At 59.8% G+C, this 15,829-nt stretch carries 14 protein-coding genes; 3 read left to right on the top strand and 11 right to left on the bottom strand.

What is annotated here, in order from left to right; all coding sequences use genetic code 11:
- Positions 1-27: 27 nt before the first annotated feature.
- Positions 28-495: an Hsp20/alpha crystallin family protein gene (locus tag HDE80_RS17930; RefSeq protein ID WP_184604710.1), complete on the top strand. Its 468-nt coding sequence runs from the start codon at positions 28-30 to the stop codon at positions 493-495.
- 89 nt (positions 496-584) lie between these two features.
- Entirely contained in the window at positions 585-1,475 is an 891-nt protein-coding gene (locus HDE80_RS17925) for a DnaJ C-terminal domain-containing protein (RefSeq protein ID WP_184604708.1), read from the top strand.
- Positions 1,476-1,554: 79 nt separating this feature from the next.
- Here the strand turns inward: HDE80_RS17925 and HDE80_RS17920 are convergent, their stop codons facing one another.
- The 9 genes from HDE80_RS17920 to purB form a co-directional block, all read right to left on the bottom strand.
- A complete protein-coding gene (locus tag HDE80_RS17920) occupies positions 1,555-1,932 on the bottom strand; it encodes a response regulator (RefSeq protein ID WP_184604707.1) in 378 nt (125 codons plus the stop codon).
- A 189-nt stretch (positions 1,933-2,121) separates the two neighbouring features.
- The gene (locus HDE80_RS17915) at positions 2,122-2,280 is read right to left on the bottom strand and encodes a hypothetical protein (protein ID WP_184673159.1); all 159 of its coding nucleotides are present in this window, start codon (positions 2,278-2,280) and stop codon (positions 2,122-2,124) included.
- A gap of 18 nt (positions 2,281-2,298) precedes the next feature.
- Positions 2,299-2,886: a TIGR00730 family Rossman fold protein gene (locus HDE80_RS17910; RefSeq protein ID WP_184604845.1), complete on the bottom strand. Its 588-nt coding sequence runs from the start codon at positions 2,884-2,886 to the stop codon at positions 2,299-2,301.
- Between the two features lie 88 nt (positions 2,887-2,974).
- Positions 2,975-4,414, bottom strand: a complete 1,440-nt coding sequence (lpdA, locus tag HDE80_RS17905) for a dihydrolipoyl dehydrogenase (protein WP_184673157.1) — start codon at positions 4,412-4,414, stop codon at positions 2,975-2,977.
- A gap of 155 nt (positions 4,415-4,569) precedes the next feature.
- Positions 4,570-5,778, bottom strand: coding sequence for a 2-oxoglutarate dehydrogenase complex dihydrolipoyllysine-residue succinyltransferase (odhB, locus tag HDE80_RS17900; RefSeq protein ID WP_184673155.1), 1,209 nt, complete (start codon positions 5,776-5,778; stop codon positions 4,570-4,572).
- Positions 5,779-5,801: 23 nt separating this feature from the next.
- Entirely contained in the window at positions 5,802-8,645 is a 2,844-nt protein-coding gene (locus tag HDE80_RS17895) for a 2-oxoglutarate dehydrogenase E1 component (protein WP_184673153.1), read from the bottom strand.
- A gap of 324 nt (positions 8,646-8,969) precedes the next feature.
- The gene (locus HDE80_RS17890) at positions 8,970-9,923 is read right to left on the bottom strand and encodes a GNAT family N-acetyltransferase (RefSeq protein WP_184673151.1); all 954 of its coding nucleotides are present in this window, start codon (positions 9,921-9,923) and stop codon (positions 8,970-8,972) included.
- Positions 9,920-11,125, bottom strand: coding sequence for a cupin domain-containing protein (locus HDE80_RS17885; protein ID WP_184673149.1), 1,206 nt, complete (start codon positions 11,123-11,125; stop codon positions 9,920-9,922). The genes HDE80_RS17890 and HDE80_RS17885 overlap by 4 nt, the downstream gene beginning before the upstream one ends.
- Positions 11,126-11,207: 82 nt before the next feature.
- Complete coding sequence (purB, locus tag HDE80_RS17880; RefSeq protein WP_184673147.1) at positions 11,208-12,575, bottom strand: adenylosuccinate lyase; 1,368 nt, start codon at positions 12,573-12,575, stop codon at positions 11,208-11,210.
- Positions 12,576-12,743: 168 nt separating this feature from the next.
- Here purB and HDE80_RS17875 point away from each other — a divergent pair, with 168 nt between their 5' ends.
- Entirely contained in the window at positions 12,744-14,126 is a 1,383-nt protein-coding gene (locus HDE80_RS17875; RefSeq protein ID WP_184673145.1) for a class II fumarate hydratase, read from the top strand.
- A gap of 51 nt (positions 14,127-14,177) precedes the next feature.
- Here the strand turns inward: HDE80_RS17875 and HDE80_RS17870 are convergent, their stop codons facing one another.
- Together HDE80_RS17870 and HDE80_RS17865 are read right to left on the bottom strand one after the other, a co-directional pair.
- Complete coding sequence (locus HDE80_RS17870; protein ID WP_184673143.1) at positions 14,178-14,753, bottom strand: hypothetical protein; 576 nt, start codon at positions 14,751-14,753, stop codon at positions 14,178-14,180.
- Between the two features lie 364 nt (positions 14,754-15,117).
- A complete protein-coding gene (locus HDE80_RS17865) occupies positions 15,118-15,810 on the bottom strand; it encodes a hypothetical protein (RefSeq protein ID WP_184673141.1) in 693 nt (230 codons plus the stop codon).
- Positions 15,811-15,829: the final 19 nt, after the last annotated feature.

Here is a 15,829-nt window from a genome sequence, read left to right as displayed (position 1 = left end):
ACCGCAACCCATTCAAGGAGACAGTGTATGTACGTGACCCGTCACTCCCTATTCAATACTGGCCATTCCGCGCCCTTTGCAATTCGTCAGGCGTTTGACAGCTTTCTGCCGGTACAGGACAACGACATTTCAAATGCAGCGCCAAAGCAGTGGTCGCCGCGGGTGGACATTCGCGAAGACGAACAGCGTTTCGTGATTCTTGCCGATATCCCGGGCATTGATCCGTCGCTGATCGAGGTGAGCATGGACAAGGGGGTGCTCAGCATCAATGGCGCCCGTGAGAGCGGCAGTGGTGGCACGGCCAGCGATGGCCAGGCAGCCAGATTTACACGTGTGGAGCGCGTGCAGGGAAAATTCCAGCGCCGGTTTTCGCTACCGGAAAGTGCCGACGCCGAGGGCATCACCGCTACCGGTAGCCATGGCGTGCTGGAAATCACCATACCGAAAAAGGCGCTGCCGACGCCGCGACGCATTACCATCAACAGCGGCCACTGAGCGGGCAGTTATTTAAGTCGGGTACGTTGCAACACTTACCGCGGCGGTGAAAGATTCCGCCGCGGGTTTGCGTCAGTTGGGGAGTGGCAGTGGAATTTAAAGATTATTACGACATTCTGGGCGTGAAGCCGGACGCGAGCGAGACCGACATCAAGTCGGCGTATCGCAAGCTTGCGCGCAAGTATCATCCCGACAAGAACAAGGAGGCTGGTGCCGAAGACAAGTTCAAGTCGATCAATGAAGCCAACGAAGTGCTCAAGGACGCCGAAAAGCGGCGCTCTTACGATGAGTTGCGCGCGGGCGGTTACCGACAAGGCGAGCAGTTCCGTCCACCGCCGGGTTGGCAGGGACAGCATGGTGATGCTGGCGATGGCGATTTCAGTGATTTTTTTGAAAGTCTGTTCGGCAGAAATGCCACAGGTGGCCAGCGTGGCCAGGTACGTCCACGGCGCGGGCGTGACGTGCAGGCGCAGGTGCAAATTGATCTGCAGACCGCATTCGACGGTGGCCGTACGCGCCTCTCGATGCAGGATCCTGCCGGCGGCGAGCGTGTGCTTGAAGTAAAAATTCCGGCAGGCATCCAGTCGGGGCAGACGATTCGACTATCGGGCCAGGGGCAGGCGGGTATGGCCGGCGGGCCGAACGGCGATCTGTTGCTTGAGGTCGGTCTTCGCGAGGATCCGCGTTTTCGTCTGGATGGCCGTAACGTAGTGCATGTGTTGCCGATTGCACCGTGGGAAGCAGCGTTAGGTGCCACCGTAGCCGTACCAACTTTGGCAGGAGCCGTGGATTTGCGCATACCTGCAGGTTCACAGTCAGGCCGCAAATTGCGTCTGAAAGGACGCGGTATGCCCGGTGCGAATCCTGGCGATCAACTGGTGGAGCTGTCGATACGCGCTCCCTTGGCCGAAAGCGATACCCAGCGTGCGGCCTACGAGGCATTGCGTGATCAGTTCGGCGGTTACGATCCGCGCGGCTGACCATTGCGGATAACGAACGTAAAAACGGCGCCTGTGAGGCGCCGTTTTCTGTTCCATGAATACGTCCATTCGCGCGCTATTACGGTGCATGCGCGCCGGGCAGAAACTCATTCAAGGTCTTGACCAGATCCTCTTCCTTGATCGGCTTGGTGACATAGGCTTTTGCACCTTGGCGCATGCCCCAGACCTTGTCGGTTTCCTGATCCTTGGTGGTTACCAGGATGATCGGAATATGCGCCGTTTCCGGGTTCTTGCTGATCGTGCGGGTAGCCTGGAATCCGTTGAGGTTCGGCATCACCACATCCATCAGGATCAGGTCAGGCAGTTCCTGTTTGGCAACCTCGACGCCGGCAGCGCCGTCTTCGGCGGAAAAGGCTTCGTGCCCGAGTTTTTCAACGATTCGCTTGATGCCCAGCAACTGGGACGGAGAATCGTCGACGATCAAGATGCGTGCCATTAGATGTGGGTTCCCTTCGAGTTTCGTGAATTCTAAGCTTTGGCTGCGGTAGTTCCAAGCGCGCCTTCATCAGGGTGCACTGTCTACACAGAATGGTGCGGCCAAACGAGTCCCCCGTCAGCATACGCGGAAATACCTTTGGTAGTTCTGCGAGGCTGATCTCGCGCATGGCGATGCTGTGGTTTCCACTCATTGCCCAGCCGATGCCAGAGTTCGTCGCGAATGGCTTACTGCAGCCATCGCGGTTTCGGAAAGGCCGCTGCCGGTGCGATGCACGGCAGCGCCTTCCTTGAACTCCGCCGCGGTGGGAGCGACCACATGAACGGCGATATCGATGTTGACGTTCAACGGATCATTCCGTGATGCTCAGGCGTCGACGCTGCGGCGATCGATCCATTTCGGTACGTGATGAACCTTGTAACCCTGCATCCACTCGAATAACTGGTCCTGGTCGTCGCCGAACCAGATCTGCGCACGTTGTTCGGCGCGCACGAAGCCTTCGCCGACCATGTGATCCATCATTCCGCGCAATGGCGTGAAGTAGCCGCGTACATCGAGAAACGCACAAGGGTATTCATGCAGACCCAGTTGCGACCAGGTCAGCATCTCGAACATTTCGTCGAGCGTGCCGAAGCCGCCAGGCAAGGCAACGAAGGCGTCGGCCAGCTCGAACATGCGCGTCTTTCGTTGATGCATGGTGTCGACGACCTGAATTTCGCTCAACCCTTGATGGGCCACTTCCAGCTCCACCAGTTGACGTGGAATGACACCGACAACCCGGCCGCCGCCGGCCAGCACCGCATCGGCCACCGTACCCATCAAGCCGACCTTGCCACCACCGTAGATCAGCGTGATGCCGCGTTGGGCCAGCGAGCTACCGAATGCCCGGGCGCGCTCGACGTATACCGGATCAGTGCCGCTGCTCGATCCGCAATAGATGCACAGTGCTGTGATCTTGGTCATCTCTACTCCCTGAAGTGCGAAACCCGTCCTTGAGGGACGGGTCGCAGGTGCTGCTCGATGTGTGATGTGACTGGTGCGATCAGTTGCCTTTGTGGATCGCGCGCTTGTCGACCGACAAGGCCGCTTCGTGCACGGCTTCGGACAGGGTCGGATGCGCATGGATGATGCGTGCCATATCCTCGGCGGAACCCTTGAACTCCATTGCCACCACACACTCGGCGATCAACTCGGACACGCCGGGGCCAACCATGTGTACGCCGAGGATACGATCGGTTTCCGCATGCGCGATCATCTTTACCTGACCGATTGCCTCGTTCATTGCCACGGCGCGGCCGATCGCAGCAAACGGGAAGCTGCCGACCTTGTACGGGATGCCTTCTTCCTTGAGCTGCTTTTCGGTCTTGCCGGCCCAGGCGATTTCCGGCTCGGTATAGATTACCCACGGAATCGTGTCGTAGTTAACGTGGCCAGCCTTGCCGGCGATCCACTCGGCAACTGCCATGCCTTCCTCGAAACCCTTGTGCGCCAGCATCGGTCCGCGCACGGCGTCGCCGACGGCCCAGACGCCATCGACGCCTGTGTGGCAATGCTCGTCGACAATGATGCGACCGCGTTCGTCGAGCTTGACGCCGCTGTCTTCAGCCAGCAGGCCGTCCGTATAGGCGCGCCGCCCTACGGCAACCAGCAACTTGTCGACGACGATATCGTGATCGCCATCCTTGTCGTTGTAGGTCAGCTGCACTTCACTCTTTTTCACTTCAGCCTTGGTCAGCTTGGCGCCCAGCTTGATGTTCAGGCCCAGCTTGCCGAACTCCTTGGACGCAACCTTGGCGATATCCGCATCAGCGGTACCGAGGAAATCCGGCAATGCCTCCAGCACGGTGACTTCAGCGCCCAGACGGCGCCATACGCTGCCCAGTTCCAGTCCGATCACACCGGCACCGATCACGCCCAGGCGCTTCGGCACGGCGTCGAGTTCCAGCGCGCCGGCGTTGTCGATGATGAATTTGTTGTCGAACTTGGCAAACGGCAGCTCGATTGGCACCGAACCCGAAGCGAGGATGACGTTGGTGGCGCTGATGGTCTGCTTTTCACCGTCGTTGCCGGTGATCTCGACCGCGTTGCCCCCGCTTTTATCACGGCCGAGCAGCTTGCCCGTACCGAAGTAGCTGGTGATCTTGTTGGCCTTGAACAGCTGCGCCACGCCGCCGGTGAACTGCTTGACGATCTTTTCCTTGCGGCCGATAAAGGTCTTCAGGTCGACCTTGGCGTTCTCCACGCTGATGCCGTGCGCGGGCAGGTTGTGCGCCAGGTTGTAGAACTGTTTGGACGAATCCAGCAACGCCTTCGACGGAATGCAACCGACGTTGAGGCAGGTGCCACCCAGCGCCTGTTTGCCGTCCTTGCCGACAAAGGCATCAATCACGGCCGTCTTCAGGCCGAGCTGTGCGGCGCGGATGGCGGCGTGATAACCGGCCGGGCCGCCGCCGATAACGATGACATCGAATTTGTCGCTCATGACTTGGTTCCTTGCTGGCGAGTCAGCGCTCGCTGGTGAGGCAGATATGTGTTCCGGCCGCTGTCAAAACAACTCGAAAAACGCTTGCATCAGCGATATTTCGGCACCAGAGCTTCGTTATCTATTTTCTAATCGCCGGGGGCGGCGATTAGAGATTAGAGACCTAGCAACATCCGCTGCGGATTCTCAAGCTGATCCTTGATGTCGACCAGGAACAGCACGGCATCTTTGCCATCGATGATGCGGTGGTCGTAGGAGATGGCGATGTACATCATTGGTGCGACGATGACCTGGCCGTTCTCGACGATGGCGCGATCCTTGATCGTATGCATGCCCAGGATGGCGCTCTGTGGCGGGTTCACGATCGGGGTCGACAGCAGCGAGCCGAAGGTTCCACCATTGGTGATGGTGAATGTGCCGCCCTGCAGATCGTCCAGGCCCAGCTTGCCGTCACGCGCCTTCTTGGCGTAGTTGGCGATACCTTGTTCGATCTCGGCAAAGCCCATGTTCTGCACGTCGCGCAGCACCGGCGTCACCAGGCCCTTTTCAGTGGACACGGCGATCGAGATGTCCTGGTAGCCGTGATAGATCACATCGTTGCCATCAACCGAGGCATTGACTACCGGGTGGCGCTTCAGCGCTTCGGCTGCCGCCTTGACGAAGAAGCTCATGAAACCGAGTTTGATGCCGTGGGTCTTCTGGAACGATTCACCCAGTGCCTTGCGGATCTTCACTACCTCAGCCAGGTTCACTTCGTTGAACGAGGTCAACATGGCAATCGAGTTCTTCGACTGCATCAGGCGTTCGGCGATCTTGGCGCGCATGCGCGTCATCGGCACGCGTTCTTCCGGACGTGAGCCTGGGGTGGGCTTGGCGGGGGCCGGAGCAGCCTTCGCAGCGCCGCCGTCCTTGCTGTAATTGACCAGATCTTCCTTGGTCACGCGGCCATCGCGACCGGTGCCTTCGACCTTGGAGGCGTCGATCTTCTGTTCGGTGGCCACACGCAGGCCGGCGGGTGACAAATCGTCGTTACCCTTGCTGGACGTCTTTTCGGTTTTTGGCTCTTCGGCCTTGGCCGCGGCAGGCTTTTCGGCCTTCGGCTCTTCCTTGGCTGGCGCAGCGGCGGCGCCTTCCTCGATGATCGCGATGATCTGCTCGCTGTTCACCGTGTCGCCAACTTCGTGCCTGATTTCCTTCAGTACGCCGTCAACCGGGGAGGGTACTTCCAGCACCACCTTGTCGGTTTCGAGATCGACCAGGTTCTCGTCGCGCTTCACCGCGTCGCCGGCTTTCTTGTGCCAGGTGGCGATGGTCGCGTCGGAGACCGACTCAGGCAGAACGGGGACTTTGACTTCGATGGACATTAGTAATCCTAAGTTTTATTCGTTTATTCGACTGAGTGATCGGTGCCGACCGGCGCGACAAGCGCCTGCTCGACCAGTGCTGCTTGTTCGGCAACGTGAGTGTTGAGGTGGCCGGCAGCCGGTGCAGCCGAGCGGGCGCGTCCTGCGTACGAGAGGCTGTGCTTGCTGCTGACGCAGGCCTGCAGGTGATGACGGATCTGGAACCACGCGCCCTGATTCATCGGTTCTTCCTGGCACCAGAACACTTCCTTGGCGCCCGGATACTTATCGAGTTCGGCGGTGACTTCGGCACGCGGGAACGGATAGAGCTGCTCCACGCGGACGATGGCGACATCTTTCAGTTCGCGCTTCTCGGACTCTTCCAGCAGGTCGTAATACACCTTGCCGGAGCAGAGCACGACGCGCTTCACTTTCTTCGCAGGCAGATCGCGATGCTCGCCGATCACCAGCTGGAAGCTGCCGTTGGCCAGCTCGTCCATGCTCGACACGGCCAGCTTGTGGCGCAGCAGGGATTTTGGCGTCATCACGATCAGCGGCTTGCGCACCGGGCGCAGCATCTGGCGACGGATCATGTGGAAGTCCTGCGCCGGTGTGGTCGGCACGCAGACCTGCATGTTCTCCATGGCACACAGCTGCAGAAAGCGTTCCAGACGCGCGGATGAATGCTCCGGGCCCTGGCCTTCGTAGCCGTGCGGCAATAGCAGTACCAGACCGCTCAGGCGATTCCACTTGGCTTCGCCGGAACTGATGAACTGATCGATCACCACCTGCGCGCCGTTGGCGAAATCGCCGAATTGCGCTTCCCAGATGTTGAGCGTGTCCGGATCGGTGGTGGAGTGGCCGTATTCAAACGCCATCACCGCTTCTTCGCTGAGCAACGAGTCGATCACCTCGACGTCAGCGCCGTCGCGAATCGTAGCCAGTGGCAGATAGGTGTGGCCATCCTTCTGGTCATGCAACACGGCATGGCGATGGAAGAACGTGCCGCGGCCGGAATCCTGGCCGACCATGCGCAGGTCGTGGCCGCCATCGATCAACGTGGCGTAAGCCAGGTTCTCGGCGAAGCCCCAATCAGCGGCCTGTTCACCGGCGGCCATCTTGCGGCGGTCGTCATAGATCTTGGCCACACGCGCCTGTAGCGTCATATCGGCAGGCAGGGTCAGGATCTGGTCGGCCAGTTCCTGCAGTTTCTTTTTCGGCACCGTCGTATCGGTTGGCGTCGACAGCTTGCCACCGACAAAGCGCGCCCAGTCGACCGGATCATCGCGGTTCGGCGACGGGTCGAGGTCAGCCATCGGTGCACCGGCTTCCAGCCGATCGCGATAAGCCTCGAGCTGCTTCTGTGGCTCACCGTCAACCAGCAGGCCTTCCTTCACCAGTTTCTGCGCATAGAGGTCACGCGTCGTTGGCCGCTTGCGGATGATCTGATACATCACGGGTTGCGTTGCCGCCGGTTCGTCGGCCTCGTTATGGCCGTGGCGGCGATAGCAGACCAGATCGATGACGACGTCCTTGCGGAACGTCTTGCGGAATTCATAGGCCAGCCGAGTGACTTCGATCACCGCTTCCGGGTCGTCACCGTTAACGTGGAACACTGGCGCGTTGACCATCTTGGCCAGGTCGGTGCAGTACAGGGTGGAGCGGGCGTCTTGCGGGTTCGAGGTGGTAAAGCCAACCTGGTTGTTGATGACGATGTGCAGGCTGCCGCCGATCTTGAAACCACGGGCCTGTGACATGTTGAACAACTCCATGTTCACGCCCTGACCGGCCATCGCGGCATCGCCGTGGATGATCACGGCCATCGACTTCTCGTGCATCGTGTCGCGACGACGGGTCTGGCGCGAGTGCACGGAACCGGAGACGACCGGATTGACGATTTCCAGATGCGACGGATTGAAAGCCAGCGCCACGTGCACACCGCCCTTCGGCGTCTTGATGTCGGCGGAGAAGCCCATGTGGTACTTCACGTCGCCCGAGTGCGCCGGATCGTCCGGGTGCTCGAAGCGGCCCTCGAACTCGTCGAACAGGGTCTTGGGCGCCTTGCCGAGGATATTGACCAGCACGTTGAGGCGGCCGCGATGCGCCATGCCGATCACGAGCTCCTTGATGCCGTTGTCGCCGGCGGCACGTACCACGTCGTCGATCATCGGGATCAGGCTGTCACCGCCTTCCAGCGAAAAGCGTTTCTGGCCGACATACTTGGTGTGCAGGTAGCGCTCCAGACCTTCAGCGCCGTTGAGGCAGTCCAGCACGCGCTGCTTGCCAGCCTTGTCCAGGCCGCTCTTGCCAGCCTTCTGTTCGAGGCGGCTGTAGATCCAGTTACGCTGCTCATGGTTGCTGATGTACATGAACTCGGCGCCGATCGTGCTGGCGTAGGTTTTCTGCAAACGCGTCAGCAGCTCGCCCAGCTTCAGTCGCTGTCCATCGCCCGCATAGTTGCCGGTATCGAATTCGGTGCTGAGGTCGGCGTCGCTGAGGCCATGAAATGCCAGCCCAAGGTCCGGTGCCGGCATTTTTTCGGTCAGGCCCAACGGGTCCAGCTCGGCGGCGAGATGACCACGCGAGCGGTAAGCCGTGAGCAATCGCAGCACACCCGCCTGCTTGCGCGCATGCTCGTCGTCGCTGGCAGATACCGGCGTGGCGCCGTTGTGACGTTGCTTCTGGGCGGCCTCGATGCGTGCAATCGCCGGCACGTGGGAAACATCACCCGACTCACGGCCCTTGAACGTTTCGAAGTAGCGGCTCCAGTCGGACGACACCGACGATGCGTCGGTGAGCCAGGAGTCGTAAAGGGATTCAACGTAATCGGCGTTGCCGCCAGCGAGCTGCGAAGAGTCGAAAAACTCGCGGATCAGATTAGTACTCACGTCACCACCGGCAGGGAAGGAATGCTTGCAACCATCCGTGTGACTGTGAAGTCGCGGTTGTCTGCCAGTAATGCAAGCCCGGCAGGACTCCCCCAACGGATGACTGGGAGAAAGCCGAACAATTATACCCTTTGCCTGCTGCGGCGCGGCAACCCAAAAACGCTAGAAAGTGTCAAGTACGCAGGTATCGGCGCTGGCGTATCTGGGGCATGTTCCCGGCAACCAGTGTTTTTACACGCTTTGTGACTCCCGCCGACGTTATACCAGCAAAAACCTTGGGCCAGCTCATGTTCAGCCGATTGCCTATCGATAACTCGATGAGGCTTAGATATTGAGCGTCTGCAGCACGCCGGCGCGCTCCGATCGCTCCCACAGCTCATCAAAGTGCTTCTGCAGAGGCGCGGCGGAGGCGCGATCATTTCGCGCCGCGCGACCTTGTGGGCGGTCGGCTTCGGGCAGGAACACATAGCCGCCAACATCGTTGAGCAGATAGGCCGAGATGTCGCCGAGGTCAGCCTCTTCGGTTGGCATGCGGATCTGCATGGTACTGGGCAGGCGCTGCACCAGGGCGATCAGGCGATGATCGTTGCGTAGCGCCGCAGCCGGATCGTGCAGCAGGATGCGGATCTGCGCGTGACGACCGGAGATTGCAATACGCCGGAATTCGGCCAGTTCATCTGCGCTGGCATAGATGTCGTTGCCGAGCAGAGGCAAGTGGATGGAGAGCCGGTAGCGCGCATCGCTCAACACTTGCTTGCGTGCGGCTGCGGTTTCGATGCGGTTGGTGACTGGCAGTGCCTCGATATCGCGAACCGGTTCTGCTTCATCGCTGGCGGTGGTCGCAAGCTTCAACGACATGGAACGATGCGCCAGGCCGGCATCGTCGAACACGTCACCATGGGCGATGAAACCCTCGCGCTCATAGAAACCCATCGCACTGACCTGCGCCGCGAGGGTGACTTCGCCCCAGCCCAGCGTGCGGGCGCGTGCTATGAGTTCGCGCAGCAACGCCATGCCGACGCCTTGGCTACGCCATTCGCTCAGCACCGCCATGCGGCCGATCTTGTGCTCGGGCGACAGTCGCGCGCAGCCGATAGGCTGGCCGGCTTCGTTGCGGGCCAGCACATGCCAGCAATCGGGATCTAGCCCATCGCGTTCGCGCGCTTCAGGCACGCCTTGCTCAACCACGAAAACCTGTTGGCGAATGCCGAGTAACGCTTCGTGATCGCGCTCGCGCGACCAGTGGGCGACATCGACATGGAAGTTCTGCAGTTTCACCGGCGACGGGGTTTCCTGACCAGCAGGTGGCCATCGTTGACCAGCGCCAGCAGCAGCGTGCGTTCGACGACATTGGGTTTGTGTATGACAACAAACTCGCGTTGTTCGCACAGTTGTTGCGCAAGTGCCGTTGTAGCCGGATACGCGTGACCGCTCACATAAAGCGTGCCGTTGGACTTCGCGCGTGTCCACGCCATGCGCGACCACGGATGTCGCAGCAGGGTGGCGCCGGCATCGAGCTGTTTGCCGAGCGCGGCATCGTCGAGTGGTTTGTCCAAAGGCACCGGAACCTGAGCGTTGCGGTAGCGGGTGATGAATCGACCAAACCAGTCGCGCAGCATCGCATCGTTCAGCGCGGCGGCGAACGGCAGGGCGGTTTTCAGGCGTTCCATGGCCGCGCGGTCGATCTCGCCGGTTGCTTTGGCTGGCGTCAGATCGGGGTCGGCGTACCGTAGTTCTTCCGGCAGATGCTCAGCGATATGGTCGGCGAGGTCGCCAGTAAGTTCGGCTTGCGACGGCGCACGCATGCCTATCGAGAACGTCATGCACGGTCCGCCAAACGCCACGCCGTCATGTGGCACGCCGGGTGGCAGATAAAGCATGTCGCCCGGATCAAGCATCCATTCGTGGGTCGATTCGAAATGGGCGAGCTGCTTCAGCTCCACGTCGTGGCGAAAATCCTTCGGCGCGCCTGGATCGGTGCTGATGGCCCAGTGCCGTTGGCCCAGACCCTGCAACAGGAACACATCGTACTGGTCGACATGCGCGCCGACGCCACCGCCTTCTTCAGCGTACGAAATCATGATGTCGTCGACGCGCCAGCTCGGCAGGAAACTGAAAGGCTCCAGCAACGTGGCCACGTCGGCGTCCCATTTATCGACGTCCTGGACGAGTAGCGTCCAATGGTCTTTCGGCGTTTTGGCGAAATCATCTTCGCTCAGGGGGCCGGGATTGACGTGCCAGCGATCGCGCTTTTCATCGTGCACGATCAGTCGCGCCAGGACGGTGGGTTCACAGGCCAGTCCGGCCAGATCGTCCGGTTGCAGCGGCGGCTCAAAATCGGGGAACGCGTTGCGGATGAGTAACGGTCGCTTCTGCCAATAGTCGCGCAGAAAGTGTGCCGGACTCATGCCGAGCGGATGCTTCGTGCTGCCGCGAACTTCGAGCGGCAGTGACTTTGGGGGTAGTTTGGAGTTGGCCATCCGCAGATTGTAGCTGTGCGTGATCAGACCGGGCAGATCACTCGTTTAATGCCTGTGGCGGCCTGCGTCCAAAGGCGGCAGATCAGATCGCTTTGGCCAGTTCATCCGCCAGACCGATATAACTGCCCGGCGTGAGTGCCAGCAACCGCTGTTTTGCATCTGCCGGTAGATCAAGGCCACTGATAAAGGTGTGCATCGACTCGCGGGTAATACCCTGACCGCGGGTCAACGCCTTCAGCTGCTCGTACGGCTCGGGCAGGCCATAGCGGCGCATCACGGTTTGCACGGCTTCGGCCAGCACTTCCCAGCTTGCGTCAAGATCGGCAGCGAGGCGATCGGCGTTGACGGTCAGCTTGCCCAGTCCCTTCTTCAACGATTCGAGCGCGATCAGCGTGTGGCCGAACGCGGTGCCCAGCGCACGCAGCACGGTCGAATCGGTGAGATCGCGCTGCCAGCGGCTGATCGGCAGTTTTTCCGCGAAGTGGCCGAGCAGGGCGTTGGCCAGTCCGAAGTTGCCCTCGGCATTCTCGAAGTCGATCGGATTGACCTTGTGCGGCATCGTGGAGGATCCCACTTCGCCAGCTTTCAGCGTCTGCTTGAAATAGCCCAGCGAGATGTAACCCCAGATATCGCGTGCCAGATCGATCAGGATGATGTTGGCTCGGCGCACCGCATCGCAGTATTCGGCCACGCCATCGTGTGGTTCGATCTGGGTGGTATAGGCGTTCACTTCGAGCCCGAGGCTTTCGATGAAGCGCTGCGAAAATTGCTGCCAGTCCACTTCCGGATAGGTAATGGCGTGCGCGTTGTAATTGCCGACGGCACCGTTGATCTTGCCGGAAATTTCCACCGCGGCGAGCTGCTTGCGTTGACGCTGCAGGCGCGCGACCACGTTGGCGATTTCCTTGCCTAGCGTGCTGGGCGAAGCGGTCTGGCCGTGCGTGCGCGACAGAATCGGCAGCGCGGCGTTGGCGTGCGAAAGCTCGCGCAGCTGCGTAATGACTCCCTCGAACATTGGCAGCAGCACCTGTTCGCGTGCGTCGCGCAGCATCAGTGCGTAGGACAGATTGTTGATGTCCTCGCTGGTGCAGGCGAAGTGTACGAACTCCAGTGCCTGTTTCAGGCTGGCGTCGGCGCCCAGTTTTTCCTTGATGAAATACTCGACCGCTTTGACGTCGTGATTGGTGGTGGCCTCGATCGCCTTGATACGTGCGCCATCATCGACACTGAAATCGGTCGCGATGGCCTTGAGCGTCTTGATCTGCGTGGCGGTGAACGCTGGCAGTTCGATAATTTGCGCATCGGCCGCCAGCGCCAGCAGCCATTCGATTTCAACGTGCACCCGGCGATGCATCAGGCCGAACTCGCTGAAGATCGGACGCAGCGGCTCGACCTTGCTGGCGTAGCGGCCATCCAGTGGGGACAGGGCGGTCAGGGCGTGGGATGACATCGACGGTTCCGTTAGGCGGCAAAGCGCACATTCTACAACGTGCGGATGCTGCGCCGTTTCGTATCGTCGGGGGCTGGCTCTTGAATTGTCGAGGATCAGGCCTATCGTGAAAGAACGCTCCATCGATTTTTCTTCAAGACACCCTTTTCGAAAAACAGGACGGCAGCAATGAGCAAATTCCGGATCGAGCACGACAGCATGGGCGAGCTGCAGGTGCCTATTGATGCGCTGTATGGTGCACAAACCCAGCGCGCGATCGATAACTTTCCTATTTCCGGCTTGCACTTGCCGCGTGAATTTATTCGTGCGCTCGGCTTGATCAAGGCCGCCGCCGCCGACGTCAACCTATCGTTGGGCTATCTGAAAAAAAACCAGGCCAGCGCGATCGGAAAAGCCGCGCTGGCGGTGGCCAATGGCGAATACGACGCACAGTTTCCGATCGATATCTTCCAGACCGGCTCGGGCACCAGCACCAACATGAATGCCAACGAGGTCATTGCGCATCTGGCGGTGAAGGCTGGAACCAAGGTGCATGCCAACGATCACGTCAATTATGGGCAAAGCTCCAACGATGTGATTCCCACCGCGATCCACGTCAGCGCCACGCTCACCGTCAGCGAAAAGCTGTTGCCGGCACTGAAACACTTGCAGCGCGTGCTGGACCGTCGTTCGCGCCAGCTCAAGAAAGTCGCCAAGACAGGCCGCACGCATTTGATGGATGCGATGCCGATTACCTTCGGTCAGGAGTTGTCCGGCTGGTCGGCACAGATTGCCTCGACGATCGAGCGTATCGAGGACAGCCTCAAGCGTATGCGTCGCCTGCCGCAGGGTGGCACCGCGGTAGGTACCGGCATCAACGCCGATCCGAAGTTCGGGCCGGCGATGGCGGTGCAGTTGAAAAAGCTCACCGGCGTGAAGTTTGAATCGGCCAGCAATTATTTCGAAGGTATGGCTTCTCAGGACGCTGCCGTGGAGTTGTCCGGCCAGCTGAAGACGCTGGCCGTCGCGCTGATGAAGATTGCCAACGACCTGCGCTGGATGAATTCCGGTCCCCTGGCTGGTCTGGGCGAGATCGAGCTGCCAGCGCTGCAGCCGGGTTCGTCGATCATGCCGGGCAAGGTCAATCCGGTAATTCCCGAGGCGACCGCGATGGTTGCCGCGCAGGTGATCGGCAACGATGCATCGATCACGATTGCGGGACAGTCCGGTAATTTTCAGCTCAACGTGATGCTGCCGCTGGTCGCGCATAACCTGCTGCAGTCGATCGGCATCCTGGCCAACGTGTCCCGCCTGCTGGCCGACAAGGCCATTGCAGGCTTCAAGGTGAATACCGACCGGGTGAATCAGGCGCTGGCTATGAATCCGATTCTGGTGACGGCGCTCAACCCGGTGATCGGCTACGAAAAGGGCGCCGCGACCGCCAAGCAGGCATACAAGGAGCATCGCCCGATCATCGACGTGGCGCTGGAAACTACCGGGCTATCGAAGGACGAGTTGAAGAAGCTGCTTGATCCGCTGAGCTTGACGCGTGGCGGCATTCACGACAGGTGATCGTCGCATCGATGTGAAGGAAACCAATGCTGTCGCTGCATCAATGTCGCGTTATTGATCGTGCCGGTTACCTTTAACGTTGTGCAGGCAGTCATCTGCCTCGTCGCCCTTGATTACCGCGTAAGCTTTGAACGCATCGAGTTGAGTCGCCAGACTTTCCTGAGCAGCATAAGCTTGCGCCAGGTCGCGACAGATATTTTCGGCCTGGGCTTCGACCTTCGCCCTGCTGGCACTCACCTCTGCATCGATATTCTTGGTCTCGCCATTGGCCAGACCCTGGGCGACGCTGCTCAACGCGGTTCCTGCTATTCCTGCGGCGGCCGCACCGGTGGCAATACCGTGATCACGGATTGCCAGCACGCCGCTGTAGTAGTTTTTGAACAGGCTGCGTTGGTCTGGCGAAACTACAACTGCGTCGCCGTCGATGGTGAAGTCGCCAGCGGCGCTGATGATGGCTTGCGGAACGCCGTCGGGTCTGAGTACGACCGTATTGTCTTTCAGCGAAATATAGCCATTCATCATGCTGGAGTTTTCGGTGACTACGGTCGTTGTTGTTGTGCGGTCTTGGCAGCCCGACACCAGGGCGATGAGTGCGAATATCAGGCACTTGCTATGCAAGGCGGGCATGAGGATTTGCTCCAGTTTCTTTATTGGTCGATAGTCGAACGCGGTTCTGGCAGTCCAGGCCAGTCTTTTGTTGGTCAGCGCTTACCTGCGTATCAATGGCGATCTGAAGAAGTTGCTCGGCTGACGACAAACGAATAAAGACTTTGTGCGCTAAGCGTCGTTGATAGCAGCAGTCCAGAGATCAACAGTTTGGCAAGCGTGCGTGGTTTCATAAAGTGATTGGCCCTTAATGAGTTGTCTTGAGCCCGATAACGTAAGTGATCTTTATTGCATCGTTCCAGCGGTAGTAGCGGTGGGGGCGCGTGGCTTGTCTTAGCATTGACTGAGCTCACTTCGACCTACCGGAGCCTAGTGCTTGTGCCGATCAGTCGGAGAACACCGCGACGCCTTTCTTGCCGTCCCTGTCCTTCATGTCCTTGCCGCAATCGTCGACGTCCTTCTGCTGCATGGTTGCGTAAGGCCGAAACTCGGACATCGCCGCGGCCAGTTTCTGTTGGGCGGATAGCAGGTCGGGCAGGCGCAGGCAGAGCTTGGCGGCGGAGGCTTCGATCTTGTCAGTTTGTGGCTTGATCGCTGCTTCGATGTCCTTGTCGCTTTTGCCGGTTAGCGCGCCCCACACGGCTTGCTTGGCAGCGTTGACGCCCAGATCGGCGCCCTGTGTGCCGATGTCCATGCCGGTTTCGGCAATACCGACAATCTGCTTGCGGTAGTCCAGCAGCAGCGTCTGTTGTGCCGGCGTGGCCGCCACCTTCTTGCTCGCGATCAACAGATCGCCCTGAGGTGTGATCTCGGCCTTGGGACGCGAGTTGTCGTTGCTATGGTGGTTACCGCTGATGTGAACGCTATCGACATCGATATTCTTGGTGGCCAGCTCCTGCTTGGCTTCCTGCATCGCCTTCTGGATCTCTCCGGAAATGACCGACGAGGTTTGTTCGCTGGCGTCCTTTGTTGCCGATGCTGCATTGTCGGCAGCGCCAGGCTGTGAGCCGGATTGGCCACAAGCGGTCAGGGGCAGTAGCAGGATGAATGCGAGGGCGCTGTAAGTGATGGGTTTCACGAGTGTTCTCCTTGTCTCG

The sequence above is a fragment of the Rhodanobacter sp. A1T4 genome (assembly GCF_014207185.1).
Taxonomy (GTDB): Bacteria; Pseudomonadota; Gammaproteobacteria; order Xanthomonadales; family Rhodanobacteraceae; genus Rhodanobacter.
The sequence above is the reverse complement of the archived record's forward strand: the minus strand, read 5'-3'. Positions and strand labels throughout refer to the sequence as shown.